We start from the raw sequence: 26,565 nt of genomic DNA, 5'->3' as shown, positions 1-26,565 counted from the left end.
TTGGTGGTTCCAAATCCGGCTGCGCCATTTATACAGCTATGGCTCGAAACAAAACGCTTTGCACAAAGACCGCCATTGCCAGTGACTGCTTCACATTCGAAAACTGAAATACTGCAATCCTGGTACAGCCAGGCCTGGAGCAAGGGCGACCTAAGTGTAATTGACGATTACTTTTTGTCTGGTTCCACGGCGACCGGGGCGATGCCGTCGCTGCAACTGTCCCGGGAGGATTTCGAGGATTTCGTGACCGCCCTGCGCAGCCGGCTGGACCGAATCAGCATCCACATCACCCACAGCGTGGAGCAGAACAGCTGGCTGGCGGCAAGAACCGCATTTTCTGCCCATTGCGCCGCGACCGGGCAACCCGTCAGCACCACGGGCCATGTGATGATCCGCTTTGAAGACGGCAAGATGGCAGAAACCTTCAGCCAGTTCGACTATGTTTCCCTGTTCGAGCAGCTTGGCCAGCTGCCCCCGGACACAATTGCCGCCTGCCTGACCGGGCAAGGCTTGATGTGGCGCTGACAATGACCAAGACTCTCACCTCCCCGCAATCCGTCCAAACCGCCCAGGTGTCGCCGCGCCGCCGGCAGCCCGAAGAAAGCCATCAGAAGCTGCCCGGGATGCGTCAGCCTGCCATGGCCGCGCCCTATGATCCGGCGGCCGCACCGGACATGCCGCTGACCCGCCTGCTGCACTATTGGTTCGAAGAAGTTTGGTGCAAAGGCAACATGGATGCGGTTGCAGAAGTTATGACCCCGGCCACGGTGATCAGCGGCGCGGTTTCGGCGCTGGCCGAGCCTGAATGCGATTACGGCGAAGTGGTCTCAGCCCTGCGCAATCTGCTGGGTCCGCTCCGCGTGACCTTCACCCATGCGATGGAAACCGCCGAATGGGTGTCCGTGCGGCTGCTTGTCAGCACCAGTGATCCGAGGGACGGCGCGCCTTTTCAGATCTCCGGTCAAATCCTGGCGCAGGTTCAGGATGGCAAGATCACGGAACTGCATTCCAACATGGACTACTTCCGCATGTTCGAAAAGCTTGGCCAGTTGCCACCCGAAGCCCTGGCAATCTGCATGACGGGCGAGCGGCTGAAGTAACCCGGCGCCCCGGTGCTTGACAATCCAGCAGGCAATAGGGTTCTAAGGGGTATGGGGTCCTCCGCGAACGCCCCGTGAGGCGACAGCCCAAGGTTCGCATGTTAATCTTGCTTGCCCGCGAGGAGACATGCTTATGGCTGCCCCGAATGAAATCACCCCCGCCCAGCTCTTGCGCCTGATCGGCACCCCGAATACGCCAGTACTCGCAGATATCTGCACCAGCGAAGACTTTGCAGAAGATCCTTACCTGATCCCCGGATCCTTCCGGCATCCTCATACGGATATCGACGGCCTCAAAGCCCGGATCAAGGGGCGCCGCTGCGTGGTGATCTGCCAGCAGGGCCTCAAGCTGTCGCAGGGCGTGGCCGCCTGGCTGCGCAATGACGGGATCGGAGCGGAGTACCTGCAGGGCGGCATGTACGGCTGGCGCGCCTTCAAGGGGCCGCGCATACCAGCCGGCGCCCTGCCCGCCCCTGCGGGCGGCAGCACCCTTTGGGTGACACGGCACCGGCCCAAGATCGACCGCATTGCCTGCCCCTGGCTGATCCGCCGTTTTGTGGATACAGACGCCCGGTTTCTGTTTGTCTCTCCCGCTGAGGTCGCAGGCGTTGCCGAGCGGTTCGGTGCCACGCCGTTTGATACCGAGGGTGTTTTCTGGTCGCACCGCGGTGAATTGTGCACCTTTGACACCATGCTGGATGAGTTCGGCCTCAGGACCCCGGCGCTGGACGCCCTGGCCCGTGTTGTGAGGGGCGCTGACACCAACCGGCATGAACTGGCCCCTGAGGCCGCGGGGCTTCTGGCCATCTCGGTGGGGCTGTCGCGCCAGTACAAGGACGACCATCAGCAGCTTGAGGCAGGCATGGCACTTTATGACGCCCTTTACCGCTGGGCCCGGGACGGCCAGGGGGAAGGCCACAACTGGCCGGCGGACCGGAAAGCATGAGCAATCCCAGCTGGACAGAGATGCTGCGCGTCTTTGGGCGCATCGGGGTGCTGAGCTTTGGCGGCCCGGCCGCGCAGATCGCAGTCATGCACAAGGAACTGGTGGAAGACCGCCACTGGCTGAGCGAGGACAGCTTTCTGCGGGGGCTGTCCTTTTGCATGCTCTTGCCGGGACCAGAGGCGATGCAGCTGGCTACCTATACCGGCTGGCGGATGCGCGGTACCGTCGGCGGATTGCTGGCGGGCTTGCTGTTCGTTCTGCCAGGGGCGGCAGTGATTGCGGCGCTGGTCTGGCTTTATGCGCAATACGGCACCCTGCCCGCGGTTCAATCCGCCTTTCTTGGGGTCAAGGCTGCTGTGGTTATTATCATCCTGCAGGCGCTGCGGCGGCTGGCAGGCAAGGCACTGAAACACAGTTTGGACTGGGCGCTGGCCGGATTTGGATTCGCCGCGCTGTTCCTGTTCAACCTGCCGTTTCCGCTGGTGGTGCTTGCGGCCGCCTGCTTTGGCCTGATGCGCAAGGACGCCAGCGGCCCCGCCCCCCTGCAGAACCCGCCCGCCCGCAATGGCAGCACCCTGCGCACGATAGGGGTTTGGGGCGCGCTGTGGCTGCTGCCGCTGGCCGCGCTGAGCATTTCTGGCGCGGGCTTCCTGGCAGATGTCGGCTGGTTCTTCTCCAAGCTGGCGGTGGTCACCTTTGGCGGCGCCTATGCAGTGCTGGCCTATATGAGCCAGACGGTTGTCAGCCAGTTCGGCTGGATCAGCGCAGGCCAGATGATCGACGCGCTGGGGCTGGCGGAGACCACGCCGGGCCCGCTGATTCTGGTCACCCAGTTTGTTGCCATGCTGGCAGGTCTTCTGGACGGCGGCTTCAGCCAGTTCATGGCCGCGGGCGCTGTGGCGCTTTGGGCCACCTTCATGCCCTGCTTCCTGTGGATCTTTGCTGCCGCCCCCTTTGTCGAACGCATCGCGGCTCACCCCCGGCTTGGCATGGCGCTGAAAGCGGTGACCGCCACTGTTGCCGGCGTCATCCTGAATCTTTCGGTGTGGTTTCTGATCCATGTGGCCTTTGCAGAAACTGGCGTGTTCGAGGCCGGTATCCTGCATGTTCCGCTGCCGGTCTGGAGCAGCCTCAACAGCGCTGCTGCAGCGCTGGTGCTGGCCGCACCGCTGGCCGCCTGGGCCGTGCGCGGCAATATGCTGCTGCTGCTGGCGATCATGGCCGCAAGCGGATTGGCGATTGCGGAATTCCCGTTTGCAATCAGCTGACTGAGGCAGACCGGCAGACCCGCACTGCGGCAAAAATAATTTAACTGCCCAGAAGGCTGCCCTTTTGTTTCCGGCAGAATCTCTTATGCTTAACAGCAAATGAACAAAGGGTGACTGCATGTCCCGTGAAATCGACTATGGCAACCTGATGCACTCTGCCATGCGCGGCCTGATCCGGACCGTGCTGCAGGACGTTTCTGAGAATGGCTTGCCCGGCAACCATCACTTTTTCATCACCTTCGACACCGCCCACCCGGACGTGGAACTGGCGGATTGGCTGTCCGACCGCTATCCTGGCGAAATGACCGTGGTGATGCAGCATTGGTTCGACAATCTGACCGTCGATGAAGACGGATTTGCAGTCACGCTGAACTTCGGCGACTCGCCGGAGCCGCTTTATATTCCCTATGACGCGATCCGAACTTTCGTGGATCCTTCGGTTGAATTCGGGCTGCGTTTTGAAAGCGCCGAGGAGGAGGCCGAAGGTTATTCGGCCGTGCCGGATGCGGCTGAAGAATTGGACAGCGCCGAGGAACAGCCGGAACCTAAGAAAGACGCAGACGTCGTCTCGCTCGACAGTTTCCGTAAATAAGCCAAAGCTGTCTCGCCGCGGCTTGCAGGCAGCCCGCCGGGCTGCCTTTTTCTATGCTGCTTACTCCCGGGCGAGAAAGGTTTCCAGCCGGCGGCGCGGCTCGCCGTTCAGCCGGGAAATATAGACGAGGTCCAGCCCGCCATCGGCCAGGGTCCGGTCGTACTGCTGCATCTCGTAGTCGCCGTTTGGATGGATAAACAGCGAGAACACGGTGAGCGTGTCGCCAGTGATGCGCCCCCAGACAAAGGGTTCGCCCTCCATCGGGTTGAGCGGCACCGAATGGCCAAACACATTGCGGGTCATCGCGGCGGAATAGACACCGTTCCGGCCGCTTTTCTGGAACTCGATTTCATAGGTCTTGGTCTTTTTGCGGCCGTCATCTTTTTCCGTGGTCGATGTCCACTTGATCGTGAAGCCCTTTTTCATCTCGCGGATGACGACACTCATGTCGCGGGGGTCGGTGTCGCCGTCGGCCTTGACGATATCGACACTGCCGGAGTACGCGCCGGTGAACTGCGCGATACTGGCCGCAAGCCCCGGCATCGCACCGGCCAGAAGCAAAGCCCCTGCCAGCAGCAGCGGTGCCAGTAGTTTCACGGGCAGATCAGGACACAAGCGGATTGGCACGTTGTTTTCCTTTCCGGATACTGAATCGCCCATCCCCCGCACTGTAAGCATAGCATGGATCAAGGCAATGGCACGGTTCGGATTGCGCCAATTCGACACTATACCTTGCGGTCCTTTTGGCTATGCTGCGCGCAACTGGCCAATTGCGCCGCATTCCGGCACAGGCTAAACGGCATACAATCGCATACTCAACGGAGAAACAGACGGATGTCCGCAACCCGCACCGAAACCGACAGTTTTGGCCCGCTTGAAGTCCCGGCAGAGAAATACTGGGGCGCGCAAACCCAGCGCTCAATCATGAATTTCCCCATTGGCTGGGAAAAGCAGCCAGTCGCCATTGTGCGCGCACTGGGCGTGATCAAGCAGGCCTGTGCCATGGCCAACAAGGAATCGGGCAAGCTGGACGCAGAAATTGGTGACGCGGTCATTCAGGCGGCCAGCGAAGTGGTCGCAGGCAAGTTCGACGACAACTTTCCGCTCGTGGTCTGGCAGACCGGTTCCGGCACCCAGTCCAACATGAACTCCAACGAGGTTATCGCGAACCGCGCGATTGAGATCCTGGGCGGCGTCATTGGTTCCAAAGACCCGGTGCATCCGAACGATCACTGCAACATGGGTCAGTCTTCCAACGACACCTTCCCCACTGCCATGCATATCGCCACCGCGATGTCCGTGCGCGACGTTCTGGTGCCGGGTCTGACAAAGCTGGCCGAAGGGCTGGAAGCCAAGGCGGCGGAGTTCAAGGACATCATCAAGATCGGCCGCACCCACACTCAGGACGCCACACCGCTGACCCTGGGCCAGGAGTTCGGCGGCTACGCGCATCAGATCCGCCAAGGCCTGGCGCGGGTCGAGGCGGCGATGCCCGGCATCTATGAGCTGGCGCAGGGCGGCACCGCCGTCGGCACCGGCCTGAACACCCAGAAAGGCTGGGGCGAAAAGGTCGCTGCCAATATGGCCGAAATCACCGGCCTGCCCTTTGTCACCGCGCCGAACAAGTTCGAGGCGCTGGCCGCCCATGACGCCATGGTGTTCCTGTCCGGCGCGCTCGCGACAATTGCGGGCAGCTGCTACAAGATCGCCAATGACATCCGCTTCCTTGGCTCCGGCCCGCGCTCTGGCCTGGGCGAGCTGATCCTGCCGGAAAACGAGCCCGGCTCCTCGATCATGCCGGGCAAGGTGAACCCGACCCAGGCAGAGGCGCTGACCCAGGTCGCAGCGCATGTGATGGGCAATGACGCTGCAATCAAATTTGCAGGCTCCCAGGGCCACTTTGAGCTGAACGTCTACAACCCGATGATGTCCTACAACCTCCTGCAGTCGATCCAGCTTTTGGGCGATGCGGCGGACAGCTTCACCGAGCGGATGCTGAACGGCATCCAGGCCAATGAGCCGCGCATAGACAAGCTGATGAAGGAATCCCTGATGCTGGTCACCGCGCTGGCGCCCACCATCGGTTATGACAACGCCACCAAGGTCGCCAAGACCGCGCATAAGAACGGCACCACGTTGAAGGAAGAAGCAATTGCGCTTGGCTTTGTCGATGAGGCCACCTTTGACGCCGTGGTTCGGCCGGAGCAGATGATCGGGCCCAAGGACTGATGGGCAAGCCGGTCAATCTGAACCGGTACAGAAAAGAAAAAGCGCGGGCCGAGAAAAAGGCCCGCGCTGACCGGAACGCCGTGACCTTCGGGCGAACCAAGGCAGAGAAAGACCTGGACAAGGCGCGCAATGCTCAAGACGTGCAGCGGCTGGACGAGCATAAGCGCGACGAATGAACGCCCGCCCCAAGAAACACTCCCTGACCTTGCGCGGGCACCGGACCTCGGTGTCTTTGGAGGATGAATTCTGGGACACCTTCCGCGAGATCGCGGCACAGGAAGACCGTGCAATCAACGACTTGGCAGCGGAAATTGATGAAACCCGCGGCGAAGACTGTGGCCTGGCCTCCGCGATCCGGCTATTCGTGCTGCGCCGGTTAAGGGGACATTAACCACGATCCCGTACACTTGCGGAATGACGATGCCAGTTCCTCTTTCGGCCGATGCTTGGCTGCAGCAGCTTTTCCAGTCCCATGCTGCGGCAAGGGGAGGTGTGGTCCGCCGCCAGAAACGCGACATTGAGCGGCTGCTCGGCTGGGACCGGTTTCGGCAGGAATTGAAACACCGTGGTTTCCATGCGGTGGAAAACGCCGGTCAGGTCGTCATTTTCTGCAACCAGGACGCTGTGCGCATCATCCAGTGACGCAAATTTCTTCGAAGAAATTTGCCAAGAAAATTCGAATTTTCTTGGCTACCTTGTGATCAGTTGCAGCCAAATCCCGTTCTTCGACCGTACCGTCAGATGCGCCACCGGCACCGGCGTCTTGTCTGCTACTGGCTCTATCCGGAACCGCCGCAGGATCATCGACAGGATCAGCGGTCCCTCCACCATGGCGAACCCCGCCCCGGTGCAGACGCGCGCGCCCGCAGAAAACGGAATATAGGCGTCGCGCTGGCATTGCTTGCCGTTCTCGGTTCCCCAGCGGGCCGGATCAAACCCGTCTGGATTGTCCCACAGGCGCTCATGCCGGTGCAGATGCCAGGGGCTCAGCACCATCTGCGCGCCCTTCGGCACCTCACGGTTCCGGAAGCGCTCCGGACAGGCCGCCTCGCGCACCATCATCGGAACCGGCGGGTACAGCCGCAGGGTTTCGCGGAACACATCGCGGCTGATCTTCAGTTTTGACACCGCGGCAAAGCTGTCATCCTCCAGCGCGGCCGCCTCTTCCGCCACTTTCTCCTGCCAGTCCGGGTACAGCGCCATCAGATACAGCGCCCAGGCCAGGGCAGAGGCACTGGTTTCATGGCCCGCAAGGAAGAAGATAGCCACCTGGTCCACCATCTCGGCCGCATCAAAAGTACTGCCGGTTTCCCGGTCACTGGTGGTCATAATCTTGGTCGCAAGATCATCGGGTGCAGTGCCCGTTTTGATTGCCTCCATGCGCTCCGCCGTCAGATGGGCGATCAGCGCCCGGATTTCCGCCGCATTCCGGCGGGTGCCGCCGCGGAAGAACCGCGGCATCCAGCGCGGCAGCGGCACAAATGCCGCGAGGTTCAGCAGCGGCTGGCTGCGCTGGTAGTCGCGGAACCGGGTAAAGACCTGCCCGGCCACCTCATGTTCGATCGGGATTGAGAACAGCGTGCGGAAAATCACGTCCGCCGCTGCATGCGATGTTTCCTCTTCGATCTCTACAGGCCCCTGACGCCCTTCAAGACGCGCCACCGCTGCCTCAGCCGCCGCCCGCATCGACGGAAAGGTGTCCCTCAGCCTGCCGCCCTCAAAGGCCGGGTCGATGATCCGCCGTTGCCGCTTCCAGGCCTCGCCATTGGTCAGGAACACGGAATTGCCGAGCAAGGGCTTCAGACCCTCGGCAATGCGGTCCGACTTGGGGAAATCGTCCGGACGCTCCTTCAGCAAGAGCTTCACCAGATCCGGCTGGTTGACTAGGAAAGAGCGGAAAAACGGGGTGCGGAACTCGGCCATCCAGGCGCGGTAGAGGCGCGCGGGCTGGGCCGAGAGGATGTCCTGCCGGAACAGCCTCACATAGCGCCAGAGCGACACCCGGTCGGGGCGCGCCGGCGGTTTCGGCGGCAGCACTTGCGTCATTCCGCAGCCACCGACGTAAATTTCGACACCGGCACGTCGATCCGTGACTGCGAAGGTTTGCGGTCCCTGTAGCGCTCTGCCAGCGTCAGCGGGCCGGCTGTGATCCGGAAGTAGTCATAATCGCCAGGCCGGTCAAAAGCGCAGAGATACTGAAAATGCAGCCGGAAAAAGCGCCAGCGCAGTTGCTTCCAGCGTTCGGGGCTGAGGGTCTGGGTGAAGGCGGCTGAGAACACCAGCGGCCAGCGCTTGCCCTGGGGTGCAACGCCGCTGACGGCCACCGGATCACACAGGGCAAAGGCGCAACCATCGCCCGGTGCGGTGACATCCACCCAGGTGATTTCATCGCGCTGGCACAGGTATCTCAGATCAGTCCGCACACGCTGCGCCCGCGGCAGGAAGGACACCATCGGCACCACCTGGCCCAAAGTCAGAAAGCCAAGGGCCGGCCGGTCTGCTGGCAACCCGCCGCGGATCAGGTCTGCCAGTACTGACACGCCCAAATGCGCACCCGAGGAATGGCCGACCACCAGCACTTCGTCCAGGCTTCGGTCCTGCAAGGCCCCACGGATCAAAGCGCCAAACTCGGCCATCCTGGCCTCCATTTCTGGCGGGATGGCGCCGCGGAACGCAGCCGAATGAGCATAGTCGTGCATCAGGTAGTAGGCGAAGAAGCTGCCATCGCGTTTCTTGAACCAGTGCAGCAGCGCATAGCCCGCGCCAAGACCCAAGGCCCAGCCCATCAGCCAGGCAACGACGCCGCTCAGCCCGGCAGCGCCGGCCGCTAGTGTAAAGGCATGCGCCAAACCCCAGGCCAGCAGCAGCGCCAGCAGGGCCTGTAACAGCAGCATTCCGACCGGGTAAAGCGCTGCAATCACGGGCCCCTTGCGAAGCCGCATCAGCCGCCGGAGCGCGCCGGTGGAGATATAGATCCAGGCGGTGCGAATAAGCTGCCAGTAGGTGCCGGCAATCGTGGCCTCCATACTGCCGCGCACGATATCGGACCAGACCAATACGTTAATATCCGCCTCGGAAGTTGCCCCGTCCATCTCCGCGGCGGCATGCCAGCCATAGGCGCCTTTGCCCTGTTTGGCTGCCAGCGTCAGTCTGTAGCCGGAGATCCGGGCCTGTGCAGCACCCTCTTTGCGGTATAGCTCCCTGTAGCGGCGCGGGTGAATAGGGTCATAGCCGGGGATGTAGAACACCCGCCGCTTGCGCACCTGCTGGGGATGGGAACCGCTCTTATCCACGCTGACCTGCTTTGTCATTCTGCGATCAGACTATCAGCGCAATCCGGCAAGAGTAAGGCCGTAGAACGCCAAGAAAAAGGGGCCCCAAGGCCCCTCGCTTGCTTCGGTCTCAGCCCAGGGCCGCCAACGCCGGGAAGGTTTCCAGCAGCCACCAGGAGAAGGTGGTGAACAAGCCAGTGACCAGCATGATGCCGACGAACAGCAACAGGCCGCCCATCACCTTTTCGATCAGCCCCATGTGGCGCTTCATCTTGTTCATCAGCGTCATCGACCGGTTGAGGAACATCGCCGCCAGCAGGAAAGGCACGCCCAGGCCCGCGGCATAAACGCCCAGCAGGATGGTGCCGCGGCTGACGGAGGCCTCCGAAGCCGCCAGCGACAGAATCGCCCCTAGCTGCGGCCCGATGCAGGGGGTCCAGCCAAAGGCAAAGGCCAGCCCCAGCACATAGGCGCCAAGCGCCGACCCGCCGGACTCGCCCGCTTCCATCCGGGCCTCGCGATCCAAAAGCGGAATGCGGAACACCGACAGGAAATGCAGGCCGAAGACGATCACCACAACACCCGACACTTGCGCAAAAAGTTCCTGATTTTTCAGGACAAACGCGCCAAAGGCCGAGGCTGTGAAGCCAAGCAGCAGGAACACCGTTGACAGCCCCAGCACAAAAAACAGCGCGGCGATTATCGCCTTTCGCCGCGCCGCCGCCGTGCCCTGCATCTCGCCGATGGTGACGCCGCTCATATAGGCCAGATACGGCGGCACGATCGGCAGAACGCAGGGGGATAGGAAACTGATCACGCCGCCCAGCAGCGCCACCAGCATGGCAGGGAGCAGCCCTGCGTCGATGATCTCGATTCCAAACATGTTCCAACACTTATGTCAGCGGCAGGCCAGCGTCACGGGGGCGGCTGGTCACATCCTTGTGGACAGCATGAAACATCACGCTTATCTGAAAACCATGAGCGAGATCAAAGAGACCCTGGACACTATCGGGCTGTTGTGCCCCCTGCCCGTCCTGAAGGCCCGCAAGCGGCTGAAATCCCTGCAGCCCGGCCATGTGCTGCAATTGCTGGCGGATGATCCGGCTGCGGTGATCGACGTGCCGCATTTCTGCAATGAAGCGGGACATGAATTCCTGGGCCACAGCGATGGTGCAGGGCATCAGATCTACCTGATCCGCAAAGGCGGCTAAACCGGACATTTCTTCAGCACCCGCAGTTGGCGGCGCCTGAATTCTGCAGGAATTCAGACTCGGAAAACACGTGTTTTCCGGCCCGGGAAACGGCTGCGGGCAACAAGGTCTTCGATTTCAACGTGCAGGCAGCGCACAAAATGAAAGGCAGGCCAATCGGCCTGCCTTTCCAAAAGTCTTTTCTTTCGGCCTCAGCCGCCCATAGACCACCAGCCGCGGCGCTTGGGCTTGGGCGGGGATTCCGGTTCCGGCGCGGCCTCTGCACCGGCCATTGCAGGCTCCGGCTGTTTATCCTCCTGCACCGGAGCAGGTGCGGCAGGTGCGGCCTCTTCTACTGCAGGCTCGTCAGCGGCGGGCTCTGCTTCCGTCCCGGGCTCTGCAGCAGCAGTTTCCTCTGCGGCTTCTTCAACGCTCTCCGCGGGCGCTTCTTCAGCCTCTGCAGGGGCCTCCTCTTGCGCAGTGGCTGCTTCGGCGTCTGCCGTGACCTCAGCCTCGGCAGCAGGCTCCGCCGCAGGTTCTGCGGCCTCAGCCGCCGGCGCATCAGTTGCTTCGGCAGCCTCCGCAGGTTCCTCAGCAGCTTCCGCCGGTGCCGCCTGTTCGGCAGCAGCCGCTTCATCAGCAGCAACTTCTGCCTCAGCAGGCTTTGCCTTCGGCTTTCGCGAACGGGTACGGGTGCGCGAGCGTTTCTTCTCCTTCACATCTTCCACCGGGGCGTCCTCGCCTTCGGCAGCAGCCTCGGACACCTCGGCGGCCTCTTCCGTGGGCTGCCCCTGATCCTCAGATGCCTCGTCACCGGTCTCGCCGGTCTCGCCATTCTGAGACTGCTCGCCATTGCCCCCCTTACGGCGGCGGCGGCGGCGGCGCTTGCGCTTGGGTTTATCCTCCTGCGAGGCTTCATCCGTGGTCTCGGGTGAGGATGGAACCTCATCCTCGTCCTGCTTGGCCTCCTCAGCATCCACCTGATCCATGATCGAGGTATCCACCGACACCACAGGCGCGGAGGCCGCGGGCACATTGCGGGACGCCGTTTTGAATTTCTCCAGAACGAAGTCCGGGCTGACCAGATGCACATCGCCTTCGATGCGCACGGACAGGCCATAGCGCGCTTCGATCTGGGCAATATGCTCGCGCTTCTGGTTCATCAGGAAGTTGGCAATGGACACCGGGCAGCGCACCAGAACCTCGCGGGAGCGGCGGCGGGTGCCCTCTTCTTCGATCTGGCGCAGGATCGACAGCGCCATCGAATCATCCGAACGGATCAGGCCAGTACCGTGGCAATGCGGGCACGGCGCGGTGGTGGCCTCGATCATGCCGGGGCGCAGGCGCTGGCGCGACATTTCCATCAGGCCAAAGCCCGAGATCCGGCCCACCTGGATGCGGGCACGGTCGGTCTTCAGCTTGTCCTTCATGCGCTTTTCGACGGCGGCGTTGTTTTTACGCTCGTCCATGTCGATGAAGTCGATGACGATCAGACCGGCAAGGTCGCGCAGACGCAGCTGGCGCGCCACCTCTTCGGCGGCCTCCAGGTTGGTCTTCAGCGCAGTTTCCTCGATCGAGCCTTCCTTGGTGGCGCGGCCGGAGTTCACATCGATCGCCACCAGCGCCTCAGTGACGCCAATCACGATATAACCGCCGGATTTCAGCTGCACCGTCGGGTTGAACATGCCCGCCAGGTAACTTTCGACTTGGTAACGCGCAAACAATGGCAGCGCTTCCTGGTAGTGCTTCACGTTCTTGGCATGGGACGGCATGATCATCTTCATGAAGTCCTTGGCAATGCGGTAGCCGCGCTCGCCCTCTACCAGAACCTCGTCGATCTCGCGGCTGTAAAGATCGCGGATCGAGCGTTTGATGAGGTCGCCTTCCTCATAGATCTTGGCCGGCGCGATGGATTTCAGCGTCAGCTCGCGGATCTGCTCCCACAGGCGCTGCAGGTATTCGTAGTCACGCTTGATCTCGGATTTGGTGCGCTTGGCACCCGCGGTGCGCACGATCAGGCCCGCGCCGGACGGCACGTCCAGTTCGGTTGCGATGTCTTTCAGTTTCTTGCGGTCGGCTGCGTTGGTGATCTTGCGGGAGATGCCGCCGCCGCGGGCGGTGTTGGGCATCAGCACGCAGTAGCGGCCGGCCAGCGACAGGTAGGTGGTCAGCGCCGCACCCTTATTGCCGCGCTCTTCCTTGACGACCTGCACCAGCAGAACCTGGCGGACCTTGATCACTTCCTGGATCTTGTAGCGGCGCGGACGCGGTTTGCGCGGCGGACGGATGTCCTCGCTGTCATCCTCGTCGGCAACCGACTCGATGCTGTCATCCTTGGATGTTGCATCGGCGCGGGCAGGTTTGCCCTCGTCATCGCCTTCCTCGTCGCTGTCGTCCTCTTTGCTGTCTTCCGCGCCGTCTTCGTTTTTGGACACTTCTGCCGCAGGAACAGAATCCGCAGAAGCGGTTTCCACGTCGGCTGCTGCCTCTGTGTCCTTTGACTTTGCGCCGCTTTCACCAGCTTCTTCTGCTGCAGCTTCTACTTCCGAAGCTTCTTCATCACCGGATTCTGCGTCCGCAGCGGCTGAAGGCTCTTCGTCACCGGTTGCAAGCTCTTCAGCCCCGGCGTCCGTATCCGCAGCGGCCGCAGGCCCTTCAGCCCCGGCCTCCGCTGCGGCCACTGCGGTGTCACCCTCCTGGGGCTCTTCCACCGGGGTCTCAGCAACGCGTTCCATAGGCGAAGAGCCTTCCGGCACTTCCGCCAGCTCGGCCGGAACATCTGCCGCGTCGGAATCGTCAGTCAGATCAATAGTTTCCATACCGGCGATCTCTGAAGATTCCGCCTCAGAGGCCTCTACCTCTTTGGTTTCCACGGCATCCTTGGACGACGCCTTGGCGGCCTTGGACGAGGACTTGGAGCGGCGCGAGCGTTTGGGCTTGGCCGGTTTCTCTTCCTCGTCTTCATCGCGGGCGCGCATCGCCTCAGCATAGGCGCGCTCTTCCTCCATCAGGGCCTCGCGGTCCGCAACGGGGATCTGGTAATAATCCGGATGGATCTCGGAAAACGCCAGGAAACCATGACGGTTTCCGCCATAGTCCACAAAGGCCGCCTGCAGGGACGGTTCGACGCGGGTTACTTTTGCGAGGTAGATATTGCCAGCGAGCTGGCGTTTGTTTTCGGATTCAAAGTCAAATTCCTCAACCTTGTTTCCGTCGACCACCACAACGCGGGTCTCTTCCGCGTGGGTGGCGTCAATAAGCATCTTCTTTGCCATGGGTCCTTGGTGCACCTGCCCTGTGCGCCCGCAAGCCTCCTGCTTCCAGGCGGCCGCGCGCGTTTCGGGTGGTGTCTTGTCAGGGCGATGTTGGACGGCGCGGTGCAGCAGGTGGTCCCGGGGTCAATGCCCGGCCTTCCTGCCTCAGTGCTCTTCGCTCTCGCGCGCGTCATCGCGGTTCTTCTCCGGCAGACGGGGCGTGCCCGCGGCTGCCTTGTTATCCCTTTACCGGCTTTAATTCCGGCTTGGGCGCTAAACTGCCCTCTTGGTTCAAGAGGGCCAATCGGTCTGGCTGCTGCTTTCTCGGATCGTGCCGGACAAAAGCCGAAGCCAGCGAAACTCATCAGAACGGGCTGAACCACTTGCCGGTTTGCGGCCCGTTGCGCCAGCATAAGGCCTGTGGATAGGTAATGACAATGGACATTCGTCACCACCGGGCCTGAAAATGCAAACGGCCTGCCCGTATCAGGCAAGCCGTTAATTTCAGGTAAATTTCTCCTGAAAATCCGGAGTTCTGCAAGAATTCCGGCTCGGAAAACAAGTGGTTTCCGGGCCGTTTCCCGCGCCGGGAAACGGCTGCCGGCAGTTCAGGCCAGATAATCGGATCGCTGCAGACCGTATTTCGCCATCTTCTCATTCAAGGTCCGGCGCGGCAGGCACAGCTCATCCATCACGCTGGCAATCGAGCCCTTGTGGCGGCGCATGGTGTTGTCAATCAGCATGCGTTCAAAGGCTTCCACATATTCCTTCAGCGGCTTGCCTTCGGTGGTCATCACCGGCTGCATCTCCTCGTGATCGGACATCAGAAGCGAGGCAATGGTGCCGGAGCCGCGGCGCGACTGCAGCACCGCGCGCTCAGCGATATTGATCAGCTGGCGCACATTGCCCGGCCACGGCGCCTGCAACAGCTGCGCGGCCTCCTGGGCGCTCACCTGCGGCGCGTCGCATCCGTATTCCTCGGAGAATTGCTCCGACAGACGGGTGAACAAGGTCAGGATATCCTCGCCGCGCTGGCGCAGCGGCGGCACGGTGATGCGCAGTGCGGCCAGGCGGTAGAACAGGTCTGGCCGCAGGGCGTCTTCGCAAGTCTTGCCCGCTTCCTGCAGGTTGGAGATCGCGATGATCCGGGTTTCCGCAGGCGTTCCCTGCTCGTTGATCACGCTCAGCAGCTTGGCCTGCAGCGTCTCCGACAGCGCGTCAATGTCTTCCAGCACCAGAGTACCGCCGCGGGCTTCCTCGATTGCGGGCAGCATGCTGTCTTCGGGCAGCATCGGGCCAAACAGGCGTTTGGACAGCACTTCCTCTTCCAGAGCTGCGCAGGAGACCAGCACGAATTTCTTGCCCGCCCGGCTGCCAACCGCGTGCAGCGCATGGGCCACCAGCGTCTTGCCGGTGCCAGTCTCACCGTCAATCAGCACGTGGCCGTCGGCCTGGCCCAGGTCCAGGATATCCTCCCGCAGCCGCTCCATCACCGGGCTTTGGCCGATCAGTTTTTTCATGATCTGGCCGCCGTCCGACAACTCCCGCCGCAGCGCCCGGTTATCCAGCGTCAGCCGGCGCGCGCCGGTGGCGCGTTTGGCCAGCTCGGACATCCGGTCCGGGTTAAAGGGTTTTTCGAGGAAATCAAACGCGCCCACGCGCATCGCCTCCACCGCCATTGGCACATCGCCATGGCCGGTGATCATGATCACCGGCAGCGCCGAGTCGCTGCCCATCAGCTTTTTCAGGAACTGCATCCCGTCCATGCCCGGCATCTTGATGTCCGAAATCACAATCCCCGGGTAATCCGGGCCCAGCACCTTGAGCGCTTCCTCAGCACTGGAGAAGGTCTCAGTGTCGTAACCCGACAGCGCCAGCCACTGGCTGATTGACTGCCGCATATCCTGTTCGTCGTCCACGATCGCGATTTTCATAGCCTGGGCCATGCGCGTTCTCTCCTAATCACTCCGGGCTGCCTATTCGGCAGCTTCCATGCCGTCCACCAGGACCGGCAGTTGCATCTCAAAGACCGCGCCGCCGTTCTGGCCGTTGCGGGCAGTCAGCCGTCCCCCAAGGTCGTTGACGATCCCCGAGGAGATGGCAAGCCCCAAACCGACCCCGTCACCTGGCTGCTTGGTGGTATAGAACGGCTCGAACAGCTCGTCGAAGTCCTTGATCCCCACCCCATTATCACGCACCGACAGAGTCGCGGTCTCGCCTGCGGCCAGCAGGATTTCCACCTCAGGATCCGGCACCGATTTGGTGGCGTCCAACGCGTTGCGCAAGAGGTTAACCATCACCTGTTCCAGTCTCATCTGGTCCCCCATCACCATAACAGGTTCTTCTGGCAAAATCCGGGTGATTTTCACATGCCGCTGGCGCAGCTGCGGCTCCATCATCGACAGGCTGGAGGCCAGCGCATCGCCCAAGTTTACAGGGCTGAACGCATCGCCTCCTTTGCGCGCATAAGACTTGAGCTGGCGGGTGATCGCCCCCATCCGCTCGATCAGATCATCGATCCGGCCAAAGGAGGCCAGCGCCTCATCCGGGCGGTTGCGGTTGAGCAGCAGCCGGGCGCCCGCCAGATAGGTTTTCATCGCTGCCAGCGGCTGGTTCAGCTCGTGGCTGACGGCGGCGGACATCTCCCCCAGAGCAGCCAGTTTCGAGCTCTGTGCCAGGCTCTGCTCGGCCACGGCGAGGGTCTTTTGCATGCGCTCACGTTCGGCAATTTCCCGCTGCAGGCGAGCGTTCAATACGCGAAGCTCTGCCGACTCGCGCTGGAACAGCGCCATGCGCAGCGCGGTTTTTCGGCTGAGCGCATAAAAGGCCAGCGCCAGCAGGATGGCGAATCCCATGATTTCGAGCGCCAGCACCGCGTTCACCCGCTCGCGGACCGATGAATATGTGGTGAAGGAGGCCATCCGCCAGCCCTGGAACGGCACCCGGGTTTCCAGCCGCATCACCGCCTCGCCTTGCAGATAGGCGTCCGGCGGCAGCGCCGTCCAGTCGGTGGTGGCGCGGATCGCCCGCTGGATGGCGCCTTCCGGTGTCTGCAAGGTCAGCGCATCCGCCTCTTGCAGGCCGCGCCAGCGCGCCTCGGTCGCCAGGATAATGTTGCCGGTGCTGTCGGTGACCAGCACCGCATCGGATATCCCGGCCCAGGCGCGTTCGAACTTCTGCAGGTCGACCTCAACCACAATCGCGCCCAGCACGCCGGTCGCGTCGATCATCCGCCTGGAGTAGGTAAAGCGGTAACCGCCCACTTCGCGCGGGATTACCGAGAACACAGTCGACTTGGCCCGCACCGCATCGACAAAATAGGCCGCGTTGCGGTGGTTTTCGCCCAGCCGGTTGCGGTCGGTGGCCGCGACGGTCCGGCCATCCTGCGCCAGCAGCATGATCGAGGCCGCGCCAATCTCATCCACAAAAGAAATCAGCCGCTGGGTCGACAGGGAAAAATCGTTGGACTGCAGCGCCGAGATCAGAGTCTGGTCGCGTGCCAGAAGCTGCGGCACGATGGCGTGCTGGCGCAGCTCGCTCAGCAAGTTGCCGGAATAAAGCGCCAGCCGCAGCTCTGCCCGGTTGCGTGTGCTTTCGGTGAACCTGTGTGTCAGGGCCCGGTTGGTGGTCCAGACCGTGACGGCGGCCACTACCATGAACAGGACAAGCGCCAGCCTTGCCCGCCACGAAATCGTGCGGGAGCCGGTCTTGGACTTGCCTTTGGTCACATCAAAGCGCGGGGCGGTCATACAGCAAACCTATTGCGCCCGCCCCGCCTTCTCAAGTCACGCAGCGGTGACCATCCCCGCCAATGCGCGGAACATGGCCGTTCCGTCGGTGCCGCCATGACCCTCGTCGGCGGCGCGCTCAGGATGCGGCATCATGCCGAGAACACGGCGGTTTGCTGACAGAATGCCCGCGATGTCCGCAACCGACCCATTGGGATTGTCTTCATAGGTGAAGGCCACGCGGTCCTGGTCCTGCAGTTCCTTTACGGCCTCTGCATCGGCAAAATAGTTGCCGTCGTGATGCGCAATCGGCACTCCGATCACGTCGCCAGCGTTATACCCTTGGGTAAAGACGCTCTCGGAGGTCGCAACCTTCAAGTCCACCGTCCGGCAGATGTATTTCAGACCTGCATTGCGCAGCAAAGCACCCGGCAGCACGCCGGTTTCGGTCAGGATCTGGAAGCCGTTGCAGACGCCAATGGCATAGCCGCCGCGGTCCGCATGTTCGATCACGGCCTTGCAGATCGGCGATTGCGCTGCAATCGCACCGCAGCGCAGGTAATCGCCATAGGAGAAACCGCCCGGCACGCCAACGATGTCGACGCCCTCGGGCAGCGTGCTGTCCTTGTGCCAGACCATCGACACGTCGAAGCCGGCCTGCTCAAACGCTACCGCCAGATCGCGGTCGCAGTTCGAGCCCGGGAAAACAACAACCGCCGCTTTCATCAGGCCATCTCGATGCTGTAGGATTCAATCACGGTGTTGGCCAGCAGCTTCTCGCACATCGCGGTCACGTCGGCCTCGGTGGCGCCTTCGGCCAGATCCAGGTCAATCACCTTGCCCTGACGCACGCCTTCGACCTTGTCAAAGCCCAGAGCCCCCAGCGCGTGGCGCACCGCCTCGCCCTGCGGATCCAGAACCCCGTTCTTCAGCATCACATGCACCCGTGCCTTCATCGCATCATCCCTCAGGTTTTCGATGGCGAAGCCCTGCCGGGCTTCATCTTTCCAAAAATACTCAAAATCCCGCCCTGTCAGGAGGGCGGGACCGGATCAGTTCACCAGCGTCGGCTTGCCCGGCGCCGGCGGATTATTCGGCATCACGCCCAAACGGCGCGCCACTTCGCTGTAGGCGTCCGTCAAGCTGCCCAGGTCGCGGCGGAATACATCCTTGTCCAGCTTCTGACCGGTCTTGATATCCCACAGGCGGCAGCTGTCCGGGCTGATCTCATCGGCGATCACCAGGCGCTGGAAGTCGCCCTCGTACACACGGCCGATCTCGATCTTGAAGTCGACCAGGCGGATGCCCACGGCCAAGAACACGCCGGACAGGAAATCATTCACCCGCAGCGCCAGGCTCAGGATGTCGTCCATGTCCTGCTGGCTGGCCCACCCAAAGGCGGCAATATGCTCCTCGGTGACCAGCGGATCGCCCAGGGCGTCGTCTTTGTAGCAGTATTCCACGATCGGGCGCGGCAGCTGGGTGCCCTCGTCGATGCCCAGGCGCTTGGAGATGGACCCGGCTGCATAGTTGCGCACGATCACTTCCAGCGGCACGATTTCGCAGCTGCGCACCAGCTGCTCGCGCATGTTCAGGCGCTTCAGGAAATGGGTCGGCACGCCGATCTGCGCCAGCCCCAGCATGAAGAACTCACTCAGGATGTTGTTCAGGACGCCCTTGCCCTCGATCACGTCGTGCTTTTCAGCATTGAAAGCGGTGGCATCGTCCTTGAAATACTGCACGATGGTGCCCGGCTCGGGGCCTTCATACAGTGTTTTTGCCTTGCCTTCGTAGATTTTCTTGCGACGCGCCATTGGGAACCTTTCGGGTCGATGCCGGGAATCCGGCCCTGCGATGTGCCGCTCTCATAGTGCAAGGGGGCCTCTGCCGCAAGGTTGCAGCGGGGCAATAGGTTTCTGCTGCGCAAACCTTGTATGCAGACCCTGCCGGCAGCTGCTGGCAAAACCAGCCCCCGGTCCTGTGCGGGCGGCGCACAAAGGCTTTGTCAGGCACAGTTTTTTCTTGCCCTGAGGCCGTATCATGCTCCTATCATTAGACAGGTACAAGCGGTTAGTGAGGATCAGCCATGACAACATTTGACGAACGCGAACAGGCGTTTGAGGCCAAATTCGCGCATGATGAGGAAATGCAGTTCAAGGCCCGCGCCCGGCGCAACAAGCTGGTCGGACTGTGGGCGGCGGAGCTTCTGGGCAAAACCGGTTCTGCAGCTGAAGACTATGCGCAATCCGTGGTAGCCGCCGACCTGGAGGAGGCAGGCCATGAGGACATCGTGCGCAAGCTGACGGGCGATCTGGGCAGCTACACCAGCGAAGAGCAGATCCGCAGCAAGCTGCGGGAACTGATGCCGCAGGCGCAAGAAGAGATCCTGAACGAGGCCGGCTGAACCTGGGCGCTGCCAACTGGCTGAACCTATCCGCTGGCTCGTGCCGGAGGCTGGGCGTGGCAACCGCGAGTCCCCCTCCGCCTGACTGCGGGCCGCCCGCGCCGCGGTCACGAACAATTTTACAGGTTAACTGATCCGCAAACAGGTTTCTGTAGGCTGGGCCCAAAGGGGCTTTTGCCGTCAGCCAGGAACCATCATGCAGTTTTCCAAACCTTCCGCCACCAAACCGGCTGCGCGGCTGATCCGGATGAGCATCCCGTTTCTGGTCATGGGGGGGTGCCTGTGGCTATTGCAAACCCGGACAGAACTGCCGCCGCTGCGGGATCTGAGCACCGTCGCCTTCAGCCTGCCGGCTTGGAAATGGGGCGCAGCGGGGCTGGCTACGGCAGTCAGCTTCTGGGCGCTGGGGCGGTATGATTCCGTAGCGCACCGCCATCTTGGCACCGGCCTGGACGGCCCGGCCGCGCGGCGGGCCGGCATGGCAGCCATCGCGTTTTCCCAAACGGCCGGATTTGGCCTGCTCACAGGCAGCTACGCCCGGTGGCGCCTGCTGCCAGGCCTGTCTCCGCTGCAGGCAGGCCAATTGACGGCGCTGGTTGCTGCAACCTTCCTGACCGCCCTGTTTGTCCTTTGCGGCGCTGCCTTGACCGTCGCGCCGCCCGCACCAGGGCTGGAATGGGCAGGCGCCCTGATCCTGCTTGCCGCCGCAGGCTTGTCTGTTTTTTGCTTTCTGCACCCTGAAGCACCGCTGCTGGGCCTGAAACTGCGCTGGCCGACGCTGGCCGCGATGGCGGCACTGGGGTTCTGGGCGGTGGTGGATGTTTCCGCGGCCGGCATGGCACTGTGGCTTCTGCTGCCGGAGGGCGCCGGCGTCGCCCTGCCCCAGCTGCTCACGGCCTATGCCATTGCCCTGGGCGCTGCGGTCCTGTCATCCGCACCCGGCGGCGCCGGCCCGTTTGAACTTGCCCTTTGCGCGCTGCTGCCGATGGTACCGGACCAAAGCCTGATCGCCGGGCTGCTTGCCTTCCGTTTGGTATACTACGCGTTGCCCGCCATTATCGCGGCTGGGCTGATGATCTTTCCCAGGCTGCTGAGCCCGTCCGAACACCTACCGTCAGATGCCAGCCTGCTAGGCAGCCAAAGCCTGAGCGCTGCGGCTTTGCCGGCAGACCGTCCCGTCTCAGAAACCGGAATCATCCGGCAGAACGGCGGCCGGGTGCAGGCCTTCGGATTGAACCAGATTGCGCTCCTGGACAGCGCCCAGGCCTCCATCGCGCTGTTCGATCCGCTGTCTGGCTTTGCCGCCGAGACCTTTGTGCCGCTTGCCCGCCATGCCCGCGGCCGCAATGCAGCCGCCTGCTATTACAAGTGCGGGGCAGCTACCGCCGTGCAGGCCAGAGCCGCGGGCTGGCGCGTGCTGCGCATTGCTGAGGATGCCGTGCTGGATCCGCAGACCTTTAATGAAACCGGCTCCTCCCGCCGCCAGCTGCGCCGCAAGCTGCGCCATGCGGAAAAGGCGGGTATTGAAGTTTACCGCGCTGAAAACCGCCTGCCCTTTGACCAGATGCAGGAGGTCGACACCGCCTGGCAGGCCGCCCATGGCCGCGCCTATGGCACCACCATGGGCCGTTTCGAGCCTGGCTACCTGGCCTGCCAAGAAGTGGTCCTGGCCTTCCAGGCGGGACGGCTGATCGCCTTTGCCAGTTTTCACAGCTCTACCCGGGAATGGTGCCTGGACCTGATCCGGCTGCGGCCGGACGCGCCCGATGGCACCGGGCATGCGCTGATCCGTGCAGGCCTTGACGCCGCAGCGGCAGACGGCATTCGCCGCCTGTCGCTGGCCGCTGTGCCGGACCACAGGCTGGCCCAGGGCGTCGACAAGGGTCTGCGCCGGTTCAAGGCCTGTTTCGCGCCCAAATGGGAACCGCGCTACATGGCCGCCCCCAGCTGGCTGCAAATGGCGATTTGCATTGCCGAGCTGCTGCGCCTGGTGCATCGCCCGCCTGCCGTCCTGCCTGCGGCACCGTCTGCGGCGCAAACTCATAATGAAGATGAAGAAAATGAAATTGCCCTCTCCCGCCCGGCGTGAGACAGGGGACATAGACTGATTTGCCGCCCGGGCCGCCGCGGCGGCCTGCTGACAAGGGGCGCGACCAATGACAAACACCTTCAAACTGCTCCTGGACTCCAAGGATGTGCTGCTGGCCGATGGCGCAACTGGCACCAACCTGTTCGCCATGGGCCTGCAATCCGGCGATGCGCCGGAACTGTGGAACACGGATGAGCCGCAAAAGATCAAGGCGCTGTACCAGGGGTCTGTCGACGCCGGCAGCGACTTGTTCCTGACCAACAGCTTTGGCGGCACCGCCGCGCGCTTGAAACTGCATGACGCACAGGGCCGTGTCCGCGAACTGAACCGCATCGCTGCCGAACTTGGCCGCGAAGTTGCCGACAAGGCTGAGCGCAAGATTGCGGTTGCCGGCTCCGTCGGCCCGACCGGTGAAATCTTCGAACCCGTTGGTGAAATGTCCCATTCCCTGGCGGTTGAGATGTTCCACGAGCAGGCCGACGCCCTGAAGGAAGGCGGCGCCGATGTTCTGTGGCTGGAAACCATTTCCGCACCGGAGGAATTCCGCGCTGCGGCTGAGGCCTTCAAGCTGGCGGATATTCCCTGGTGCGGCACCATGAGCTTTGACACCGCAGGCCGCACCATGATGGGGGTGACCTCCGCAGATATGGCGCAGCTGGTGGAAGAATTCGAAAACGCTCCGCTTGCCTTTGGCGCCAATTGCGGCACCGGCGCATCTGACATCCTGCGCACCGTGCTGGGGTTTGCCGCGCAGGGCACCGAACGCCCGGTCATCTCCAAAGGCAACGCGGGCATTCCGAAATATGTCGACGGCCACATCCACTATGACGGCACACCGGAGCTGATGGGCGAATATGCGGTCCTGGCCCGTGATGCCGGCGCCAAGATCATCGGCGGCTGCTGCGGCACCATGCCGGCGCATCTGCGCGCCATGCGTGACGCGCTGGACAGCCGTCCGCGCGGCGACCGCCCGGCGCTGGAACAAATCGTAGAGGTGCTGGGCCCCTTCACCTCCGAAAGCGACGGCACCGGCGAGGATGCTGCAGCCGGCGGTGAGCGCCGCAGCCGCCGCCGCCGCAGGGCCTGACCGGTCCCAGGTGGACTTGCGGCCGCCTTCCAGGCCGTCTCAAACCAAAATCAAAACCGCCGCAGGCCGGACCTGCGGCGGCTTTCTTTCCGCGGCCGGGACTTGCAACGGCCCTCGCTGCCACAGCAGAGGCCGCTGTGCGCCCTTCCGGCGGCATCTCAGCCCCCCCCCGGTGGACAGTCTGACCGGCCATCACGCCTGCCTGTCCCTAGCCAACTATCGTGAAACCGCTGACCCCAGGTTCCGGATCCGCTCTTTCGGTGAGAACATCCTTGACCGATGCTGCGCCCGGTCCGCGCCCCAGCCTGCGCACCATACCGGCGACGCTGGGGGCCGGACCCATCAGCAAAGCCCGCACAGAGCCGTCGGGTTCATTGCGGATCCAGCCGGAGAGCCCGTGGCGCAGGGCTTCTGCCCTGGCCCAGGTACGGAACGCAACACCCTGCACCCGCCCGGTCACGCGCGCCTTCACAGCGACAGAAGTCATAGCACACCTTCCTTTCCGTCACTCAGGATCCAAGCTTAGCACAAAAGCCACGCCACCGCTGTTCAATCCGCCCTCAAAACAGCGTCAGCTGATCGCCCGGCTGCGGCGGGCGGGCAAACAGATCGCAGCGCAAATCTGCAGTGCGCTGCTGCAGTCCCAAACGTTTGCAGGCCGCCTTGAACCGCTGCGCAATCATCTCTGCATAGCGCCCTTCGCCCCGCATCCGGTGGCCCCAGCGTGGGTCGTAATCGCGCCCGCCGTGCATCTCCCGCAGCCGGGCCATCACCTTGGCCGCGCGGCCCGGCTCATGTTCGGCCAGCCATTCCTGCCACAGCTGCGACACCTCCCGCGGCAGCCGAAGCATGATCCAGCTGGCGGCATCCGCCCCCGCCTCCGCTCCGGCGGCCAGCAACGCCTCCAGCTCATGATCGGTCAGCCCGGGCACTACCGGCGACGTCATGATCCGCACCGGCACGCCTGCATCCGTCAGCCGCCGGACCGCCGCCAGCCGGCGGGCGGGCAGCGGCGCCCGGGGCTCCATACGCCGCGACAGATCCGGATCCAGAGTGGTCACCGAAATCCCGACGCGCACCAAGCCCTTGGCCGCCATCGGCGCCAGGATGTCCAGATCACGCTCTACCATTGCCCCCTTGGTCACGATTGCCACCGGGTGATTGTAATCCTGCAGCACTTCCAGGCAGGACCGGGTGATGCCATAGTCCCTCTCGCAAGGCTGGTAAGGGTCTGTATTGGTCCCCAACGCCAGCGTGGCCGCCCGATAGCGCGGCGCCGACAGTTCCGCCCGCAGTACCGCGGCCGCATTGGGCCGGGACACCAGCCGGGTTTCGAAATCCATCCCCGGCGACAGCCCCAAATAGGCATGCGTCGGCCTGGCAAAGCAGTAGATGCAGCCATGCTCACAGCCGCGGTAGGGATTGATCGAGCGGTCGAAGGGCAGGTCCGGCGACCGGTTGTAGCTGATCAGCGACCGCGCCGCTTCCTGCCGCACTTCCGTGGGAATCACTGCCGGCGGCGGCTCCTGCTCCCAGCCGTCATCCGCCGCATCGCGCGCCATTTCATAGCGCCCTGCCGCATTGCTGAGACTTGCGCGCGCTTTGCGCCGCATCGGGACGGAACCATCATGGTAAGACATGGCAGGATTATGCGCCGCCGATGAGAACAAATAAAGAACAAATGTGCAGAACCGAAGATTTTCATGCGAAATCTGCAGTATCAAATTCCCGAATTTCCTCCTATACGTCGGTTCGGACAGCAGCAATGTCGCAAATAATGCAGTCCCAGGGCGGCATTCTGTCACAAAAGTTCCAAAACTAGGCCAACACGGGGCATCCCGCCCTGTAAGCAAGGATTAAGCGAATGTCGGACGAAGAAGACATCATCCTCTCTGAACTCGATGACGAGGAACTTGTTCAGCAGATGTTTGATGACCTCTATGATGGTCTCAAAGAGGAAATCGAAGAAGGTGTGAACATCCTTCTCGAGCGCGGCTGGGTGCCCTACGACATTCTGACCAAAGCACTGGTTGGCGGCATGACCATCGTCGGCGCCGACTTCCGCGACGGCATCCTGTTCGTGCCGGAAGTGCTGCTGGCCGCAAACGCGATGAAGGGCGGCATGGCCATCCTGAAGCCGCTGCTGGCCGAAACCGGCGCCCCGCGCGTCGGCTCCATGGTCATCGGCACCGTCAAGGGCGACATCCACGACATCGGCAAGAACCTGGTGTCCATGATGATGGAAGGCGCAGGCTTCGAAGTTGTCGACATCGGCATCAACAACCCGGTCGAGAACTACCTGGAGTCGCTGGAAGAGCACAAGCCGGACATCCTTGGCATGTCGGCTCTGCTGACCACCACCATGCCCTACATGAAAGTGGTGATCGACACCATGGTCGAGCAAGGCCTGCGCGACGACTACATCGTGCTGGTTGGCGGCGCGCCGCTGAACGAGGAGTTCGGCAAGGCAATCGGCGCCGACGGCTATTGCCGCGACGCAGCCGTGGCCGTGGAAATGGCCAAAGACTTCGTTGCGCGCAAGCACAACTCGATGAGCGCCTGATTTGGCACGCAAAGGACGTGCAGCCCGCTTGACTGAGCGGGCTGCCTTCCGCCCCCCGACCGGGCGGACGCTCGAGGAAAGCTCCCTCACCGAACAGGGCCTGGCCGCCCCTGAAAAGAAAATCGGCCGCATCCTGCTGATTGCCTGCGGCGCACTTGCGCGCGAGATCCTTGCCATCAAGGACGCAAACGGCATGGACCATATCGACCTCACCTGCCTGCCCGCCAAGCTGCACCTCTACCCGGAGCAGATCGTTGACGCCGTCGACGGCGCCGTAGCCAAGCATTCAACGGTCTACGACAAGATCTTCGTGGTCTATGCGGACTGCGGAACCGGCGGCGCACTGGAACGCAAATGCGCCGAGCTGGGTGTCGAAATGGTGGCAGGCCCGCATTGCTATTCCTTCTTCGAGGGCAACGAGACCTTTGCGCGCCATGCGGATGAGGGCGAAATCACCGCCTTTTACCTGACCGACTTCCTGGTCAAGCAGTTCGATGCCTTTGTCTGGCGCCCGATGGGCCTCGACAAGAATCCCGAACTCCGGGACATGGTGTTCGGGAACTACACCAAGCTGGTCTACCAGTCGCAGATCAGCGACCCTAAGCTGGTTGAAAAGGCCCGCGAATGCGCAGACCGTATGGGGCTGGCGTTTGAACACCGCCACACCGGCTATGGTGATCTGGAAACGGCCATGACCAATTGGGCCCGGTAGCTCTTTTCATCTTTCCAGAAATACTCCGGGGAGCGGGGGGGGGGGGGCCCCCCCCCCCCCCCCCCCCCCCCCCCCCCCTCCCCCCCCCCCCCCCCCCCCCCCACCCCCCCCCCCCCTCCCCCCCCCTTGTT

Annotated in this window: 27 protein-coding genes; 15 read left to right on the top strand and 12 right to left on the bottom strand. The window is 62.7% G+C overall.

Features of this window, described 5'->3' with window-relative positions; genetic code table 11:
- Window positions 1-81 precede the first annotated feature (81 nt).
- The 5 genes from ACXAHG_RS16575 (at window position 82) to ACXAHG_RS16555 (ending at window position 3,906) form a co-directional block, all read left to right on the top strand.
- Window positions 82-525, top strand: a complete 444-nt coding sequence (locus tag ACXAHG_RS16575) for an ester cyclase (RefSeq protein ID WP_475059056.1) — start codon at window positions 82-84, stop codon at window positions 523-525.
- A 2-nt stretch (window positions 526-527) separates the two neighbouring features.
- Window positions 528-1,100 (top strand): nuclear transport factor 2 family protein, encoded by a 573-nt coding sequence (locus ACXAHG_RS16570; RefSeq protein WP_475059054.1) that lies wholly within the window; start codon window positions 528-530, stop codon window positions 1,098-1,100.
- A gap of 133 nt (window positions 1,101-1,233) precedes the next feature.
- On the top strand, window positions 1,234-2,046 hold the full coding sequence (locus tag ACXAHG_RS16565) for a chromate resistance protein ChrB domain-containing protein (RefSeq protein ID WP_475059051.1): 813 nt from the start codon (window positions 1,234-1,236) through the stop codon (window positions 2,044-2,046).
- Window positions 2,043-3,314, top strand: coding sequence for a chromate efflux transporter (gene chrA / locus ACXAHG_RS16560; RefSeq protein WP_475043572.1), 1,272 nt, complete (start codon window positions 2,043-2,045; stop codon window positions 3,312-3,314). The genes ACXAHG_RS16565 and chrA overlap by 4 nt, the downstream gene beginning before the upstream one ends.
- 118 nt (window positions 3,315-3,432) lie before the next feature.
- Complete coding sequence (locus ACXAHG_RS16555; protein WP_475043573.1) at window positions 3,433-3,906, top strand: SspB family protein; 474 nt, start codon at window positions 3,433-3,435, stop codon at window positions 3,904-3,906.
- A gap of 60 nt (window positions 3,907-3,966) precedes the next feature.
- On the opposite strand, the gene ACXAHG_RS16550 is transcribed toward ACXAHG_RS16555, so the two are convergent.
- Window positions 3,967-4,533, bottom strand: a complete 567-nt coding sequence (locus tag ACXAHG_RS16550; RefSeq protein WP_475059048.1) for a hypothetical protein — start codon at window positions 4,531-4,533, stop codon at window positions 3,967-3,969.
- Between the two features lie 207 nt (window positions 4,534-4,740).
- On the opposite strand from ACXAHG_RS16550, the gene fumC reads away from it, so the two are divergent.
- From fumC to ACXAHG_RS16530, 4 genes are read left to right on the top strand one after another with little or no spacing between them, the layout of a single operon-like run.
- A complete protein-coding gene (fumC, locus tag ACXAHG_RS16545) occupies window positions 4,741-6,135 on the top strand; it encodes a class II fumarate hydratase (RefSeq protein ID WP_475059046.1) in 1,395 nt (464 codons plus the stop codon).
- A complete protein-coding gene (locus ACXAHG_RS16540; RefSeq protein ID WP_475059043.1) occupies window positions 6,135-6,311 on the top strand; it encodes a DUF4169 family protein in 177 nt (58 codons plus the stop codon). The genes fumC and ACXAHG_RS16540 overlap by 1 nt, the downstream gene beginning before the upstream one ends.
- Window positions 6,308-6,526, top strand: coding sequence for a ribbon-helix-helix domain-containing protein (locus tag ACXAHG_RS16535; RefSeq protein ID WP_475059040.1), 219 nt, complete (start codon window positions 6,308-6,310; stop codon window positions 6,524-6,526). Before ACXAHG_RS16540 ends, ACXAHG_RS16535 begins: the two co-directional genes overlap by 4 nt.
- 23 nt (window positions 6,527-6,549) lie before the next feature.
- Window positions 6,550-6,777 (top strand): N-(5'-phosphoribosyl)anthranilate isomerase, encoded by a 228-nt coding sequence (locus ACXAHG_RS16530; protein ID WP_475059037.1) that lies wholly within the window; start codon window positions 6,550-6,552, stop codon window positions 6,775-6,777.
- A gap of 48 nt (window positions 6,778-6,825) precedes the next feature.
- Here ACXAHG_RS16530 and ACXAHG_RS16525 read toward each other — a convergent pair whose 3' ends face one another.
- The 3 genes from ACXAHG_RS16525 to ACXAHG_RS16515 all read right to left on the bottom strand — a co-directional run bounded on the left by ACXAHG_RS16525 (window position 6,826) and on the right by ACXAHG_RS16515 (window position 10,290).
- Window positions 6,826-8,181 carry a cytochrome P450 gene (locus tag ACXAHG_RS16525; RefSeq protein ID WP_475059034.1) on the bottom strand — a complete coding sequence of 452 codons (1,356 nt, stop codon included), beginning with the start codon at window positions 8,179-8,181 and terminating at the stop codon, window positions 6,826-6,828.
- The gene (locus tag ACXAHG_RS16520; RefSeq protein ID WP_475059031.1) at window positions 8,178-9,446 is read right to left on the bottom strand and encodes a hypothetical protein; all 1,269 of its coding nucleotides are present in this window, start codon (window positions 9,444-9,446) and stop codon (window positions 8,178-8,180) included. Before ACXAHG_RS16520 ends, ACXAHG_RS16525 begins: the two co-directional genes overlap by 4 nt.
- 91 nt (window positions 9,447-9,537) lie before the next feature.
- On the bottom strand, window positions 9,538-10,290 hold the full coding sequence (locus ACXAHG_RS16515) for a cytochrome c biogenesis CcdA family protein (protein WP_475043584.1): 753 nt from the start codon (window positions 10,288-10,290) through the stop codon (window positions 9,538-9,540).
- A gap of 94 nt (window positions 10,291-10,384) precedes the next feature.
- On the opposite strand from ACXAHG_RS16515, the gene ACXAHG_RS16510 reads away from it, so the two are divergent.
- Window positions 10,385-10,618 (top strand): sulfurtransferase TusA family protein, encoded by a 234-nt coding sequence (locus tag ACXAHG_RS16510; protein WP_475059028.1) that lies wholly within the window; start codon window positions 10,385-10,387, stop codon window positions 10,616-10,618.
- A 191-nt stretch (window positions 10,619-10,809) separates the two neighbouring features.
- Here the strand turns inward: ACXAHG_RS16510 and ACXAHG_RS16505 are convergent, their stop codons facing one another.
- The 6 genes from ACXAHG_RS16505 to purC all read right to left on the bottom strand — a co-directional run bounded on the left by ACXAHG_RS16505 (window position 10,810) and on the right by purC (window position 19,393).
- On the bottom strand, window positions 10,810-13,872 hold the full coding sequence (locus tag ACXAHG_RS16505; protein ID WP_475059025.1) for an Rne/Rng family ribonuclease: 3,063 nt from the start codon (window positions 13,870-13,872) through the stop codon (window positions 10,810-10,812).
- Between the two features lie 587 nt (window positions 13,873-14,459).
- Window positions 14,460-15,797 carry a sigma-54-dependent transcriptional regulator gene (locus tag ACXAHG_RS16500; RefSeq protein ID WP_475043588.1) on the bottom strand — a complete coding sequence of 446 codons (1,338 nt, stop codon included), beginning with the start codon at window positions 15,795-15,797 and terminating at the stop codon, window positions 14,460-14,462.
- A gap of 30 nt (window positions 15,798-15,827) precedes the next feature.
- Entirely contained in the window at window positions 15,828-17,600 is a 1,773-nt protein-coding gene (locus ACXAHG_RS16495) for an ATP-binding protein (protein WP_475043590.1), read from the bottom strand.
- A gap of 36 nt (window positions 17,601-17,636) precedes the next feature.
- The gene (purQ, locus tag ACXAHG_RS16490) at window positions 17,637-18,305 is read right to left on the bottom strand and encodes a phosphoribosylformylglycinamidine synthase subunit PurQ (protein ID WP_475059023.1); all 669 of its coding nucleotides are present in this window, start codon (window positions 18,303-18,305) and stop codon (window positions 17,637-17,639) included.
- Window positions 18,305-18,535: a phosphoribosylformylglycinamidine synthase subunit PurS gene (gene purS / locus ACXAHG_RS16485; RefSeq protein WP_019297460.1), complete on the bottom strand. Its 231-nt coding sequence runs from the start codon at window positions 18,533-18,535 to the stop codon at window positions 18,305-18,307. The genes purQ and purS overlap by 1 nt, the downstream gene beginning before the upstream one ends.
- Window positions 18,536-18,631: 96 nt before the next feature.
- The gene (purC, locus tag ACXAHG_RS16480) at window positions 18,632-19,393 is read right to left on the bottom strand and encodes a phosphoribosylaminoimidazolesuccinocarboxamide synthase (RefSeq protein ID WP_039125405.1); all 762 of its coding nucleotides are present in this window, start codon (window positions 19,391-19,393) and stop codon (window positions 18,632-18,634) included.
- Between the two features lie 272 nt (window positions 19,394-19,665).
- Here purC and ACXAHG_RS16475 point away from each other — a divergent pair, with 272 nt between their 5' ends.
- The 3 genes from ACXAHG_RS16475 to bmt all read left to right on the top strand — a co-directional run bounded on the left by ACXAHG_RS16475 (window position 19,666) and on the right by bmt (window position 23,159).
- Window positions 19,666-19,983 (top strand): DUF1476 domain-containing protein, encoded by a 318-nt coding sequence (locus ACXAHG_RS16475; protein WP_475043593.1) that lies wholly within the window; start codon window positions 19,666-19,668, stop codon window positions 19,981-19,983.
- A 196-nt stretch (window positions 19,984-20,179) separates the two neighbouring features.
- Entirely contained in the window at window positions 20,180-22,072 is a 1,893-nt protein-coding gene (locus tag ACXAHG_RS16470; RefSeq protein ID WP_475059020.1) for a phosphatidylglycerol lysyltransferase domain-containing protein, read from the top strand.
- Window positions 22,073-22,139: 67 nt separating this feature from the next.
- Window positions 22,140-23,159, top strand: a complete 1,020-nt coding sequence (bmt, locus tag ACXAHG_RS16465; RefSeq protein WP_475043595.1) for a betaine--homocysteine S-methyltransferase — start codon at window positions 22,140-22,142, stop codon at window positions 23,157-23,159.
- Between the two features lie 208 nt (window positions 23,160-23,367).
- Here bmt and ACXAHG_RS16460 read toward each other — a convergent pair whose 3' ends face one another.
- Together ACXAHG_RS16460 and ACXAHG_RS16455 are read right to left on the bottom strand one after the other, a co-directional pair.
- Complete coding sequence (locus tag ACXAHG_RS16460) at window positions 23,368-23,646, bottom strand: acylphosphatase (RefSeq protein WP_475059017.1); 279 nt, start codon at window positions 23,644-23,646, stop codon at window positions 23,368-23,370.
- Window positions 23,647-23,719: 73 nt separating this feature from the next.
- Window positions 23,720-24,799: a PA0069 family radical SAM protein gene (locus tag ACXAHG_RS16455; RefSeq protein ID WP_475043598.1), complete on the bottom strand. Its 1,080-nt coding sequence runs from the start codon at window positions 24,797-24,799 to the stop codon at window positions 23,720-23,722.
- A gap of 224 nt (window positions 24,800-25,023) precedes the next feature.
- On the opposite strand from ACXAHG_RS16455, the gene ACXAHG_RS16450 reads away from it, so the two are divergent.
- Together ACXAHG_RS16450 and ACXAHG_RS16445 are read left to right on the top strand one after the other, a co-directional pair.
- Window positions 25,024-25,722, top strand: coding sequence for a corrinoid protein (locus ACXAHG_RS16450; protein WP_039178412.1), 699 nt, complete (start codon window positions 25,024-25,026; stop codon window positions 25,720-25,722).
- Between the two features lies 1 nt (window position 25,723).
- On the top strand, window positions 25,724-26,434 hold the full coding sequence (locus tag ACXAHG_RS16445) for a DUF1638 domain-containing protein (RefSeq protein WP_475059014.1): 711 nt from the start codon (window positions 25,724-25,726) through the stop codon (window positions 26,432-26,434).
- The last annotated feature ends 131 nt before the right edge of the window (window positions 26,435-26,565 follow it).

It is taken from the genome of Leisingera sp. ABD4_442 (assembly GCF_056160905.1).
Note: the sequence above shows the minus strand (reverse complement) of the source record. Positions and strands in the feature narration are given on the sequence as shown.

What these genes read in the sequence shown, in the direction of transcription:
- ACXAHG_RS16570 (WP_475059054.1), top strand. Translation starts at nt 528, where the DNA reads ATGACCAAGACTCTCACCTCCCCGCAATCCGTCCAAACCGCCCAGGTG.
- ACXAHG_RS16565 (WP_475059051.1), top strand. Translation starts at nt 1,234, where the DNA reads ATGGCTGCCCCGAATGAAATCACCCCCGCCCAGCTCTTGCGCCTGATC.
- chrA (WP_475043572.1), top strand. Translation starts at nt 2,043, where the DNA reads ATGAGCAATCCCAGCTGGACAGAGATGCTGCGCGTCTTTGGGCGCATC.
- ACXAHG_RS16555 (WP_475043573.1), top strand. Translation starts at nt 3,433, where the DNA reads ATGTCCCGTGAAATCGACTATGGCAACCTGATGCACTCTGCCATGCGC.
- fumC (WP_475059046.1), top strand. Translation starts at nt 4,741, where the DNA reads ATGTCCGCAACCCGCACCGAAACCGACAGTTTTGGCCCGCTTGAAGTC.
- ACXAHG_RS16540 (WP_475059043.1), top strand. Translation starts at nt 6,135, where the DNA reads ATGGGCAAGCCGGTCAATCTGAACCGGTACAGAAAAGAAAAAGCGCGG.
- ACXAHG_RS16535 (WP_475059040.1), top strand. Translation starts at nt 6,308, where the DNA reads ATGAACGCCCGCCCCAAGAAACACTCCCTGACCTTGCGCGGGCACCGG.
- ACXAHG_RS16530 (WP_475059037.1), top strand. Translation starts at nt 6,550, where the DNA reads ATGACGATGCCAGTTCCTCTTTCGGCCGATGCTTGGCTGCAGCAGCTT.
- ACXAHG_RS16525 (WP_475059034.1), bottom strand. Translation starts at nt 8,181, where the DNA reads ATGACGCAAGTGCTGCCGCCGAAACCGCCGGCGCGCCCCGACCGGGTG.
- ACXAHG_RS16520 (WP_475059031.1), bottom strand. Translation starts at nt 9,446, where the DNA reads ATGACAAAGCAGGTCAGCGTGGATAAGAGCGGTTCCCATCCCCAGCAG.
- ACXAHG_RS16515 (WP_475043584.1), bottom strand. Translation starts at nt 10,290, where the DNA reads ATGTTTGGAATCGAGATCATCGACGCAGGGCTGCTCCCTGCCATGCTG.
- ACXAHG_RS16510 (WP_475059028.1), top strand. Translation starts at nt 10,385, where the DNA reads ATGAGCGAGATCAAAGAGACCCTGGACACTATCGGGCTGTTGTGCCCC.
- ACXAHG_RS16505 (WP_475059025.1), bottom strand. Translation starts at nt 13,872, where the DNA reads ATGGCAAAGAAGATGCTTATTGACGCCACCCACGCGGAAGAGACCCGC.
- ACXAHG_RS16500 (WP_475043588.1), bottom strand. Translation starts at nt 15,797, where the DNA reads ATGGCCCAGGCTATGAAAATCGCGATCGTGGACGACGAACAGGATATG.
- ACXAHG_RS16495 (WP_475043590.1), bottom strand. Translation starts at nt 17,600, where the DNA reads ATGACCGCCCCGCGCTTTGATGTGACCAAAGGCAAGTCCAAGACCGGC.
- purQ (WP_475059023.1), bottom strand. Translation starts at nt 18,305, where the DNA reads ATGAAAGCGGCGGTTGTTGTTTTCCCGGGCTCGAACTGCGACCGCGAT.
- purS (WP_019297460.1), bottom strand. Translation starts at nt 18,535, where the DNA reads ATGAAGGCACGGGTGCATGTGATGCTGAAGAACGGGGTTCTGGATCCG.
- purC (WP_039125405.1), bottom strand. Translation starts at nt 19,393, where the DNA reads ATGGCGCGTCGCAAGAAAATCTACGAAGGCAAGGCAAAAACACTGTAT.
- ACXAHG_RS16475 (WP_475043593.1), top strand. Translation starts at nt 19,666, where the DNA reads ATGACAACATTTGACGAACGCGAACAGGCGTTTGAGGCCAAATTCGCG.
- ACXAHG_RS16470 (WP_475059020.1), top strand. Translation starts at nt 20,180, where the DNA reads ATGCAGTTTTCCAAACCTTCCGCCACCAAACCGGCTGCGCGGCTGATC.
- bmt (WP_475043595.1), top strand. Translation starts at nt 22,140, where the DNA reads ATGACAAACACCTTCAAACTGCTCCTGGACTCCAAGGATGTGCTGCTG.
- ACXAHG_RS16460 (WP_475059017.1), bottom strand. Translation starts at nt 23,646, where the DNA reads ATGACTTCTGTCGCTGTGAAGGCGCGCGTGACCGGGCGGGTGCAGGGT.
- ACXAHG_RS16455 (WP_475043598.1), bottom strand. Translation starts at nt 24,799, where the DNA reads ATGTCTTACCATGATGGTTCCGTCCCGATGCGGCGCAAAGCGCGCGCA.
- ACXAHG_RS16450 (WP_039178412.1), top strand. Translation starts at nt 25,024, where the DNA reads ATGTCGGACGAAGAAGACATCATCCTCTCTGAACTCGATGACGAGGAA.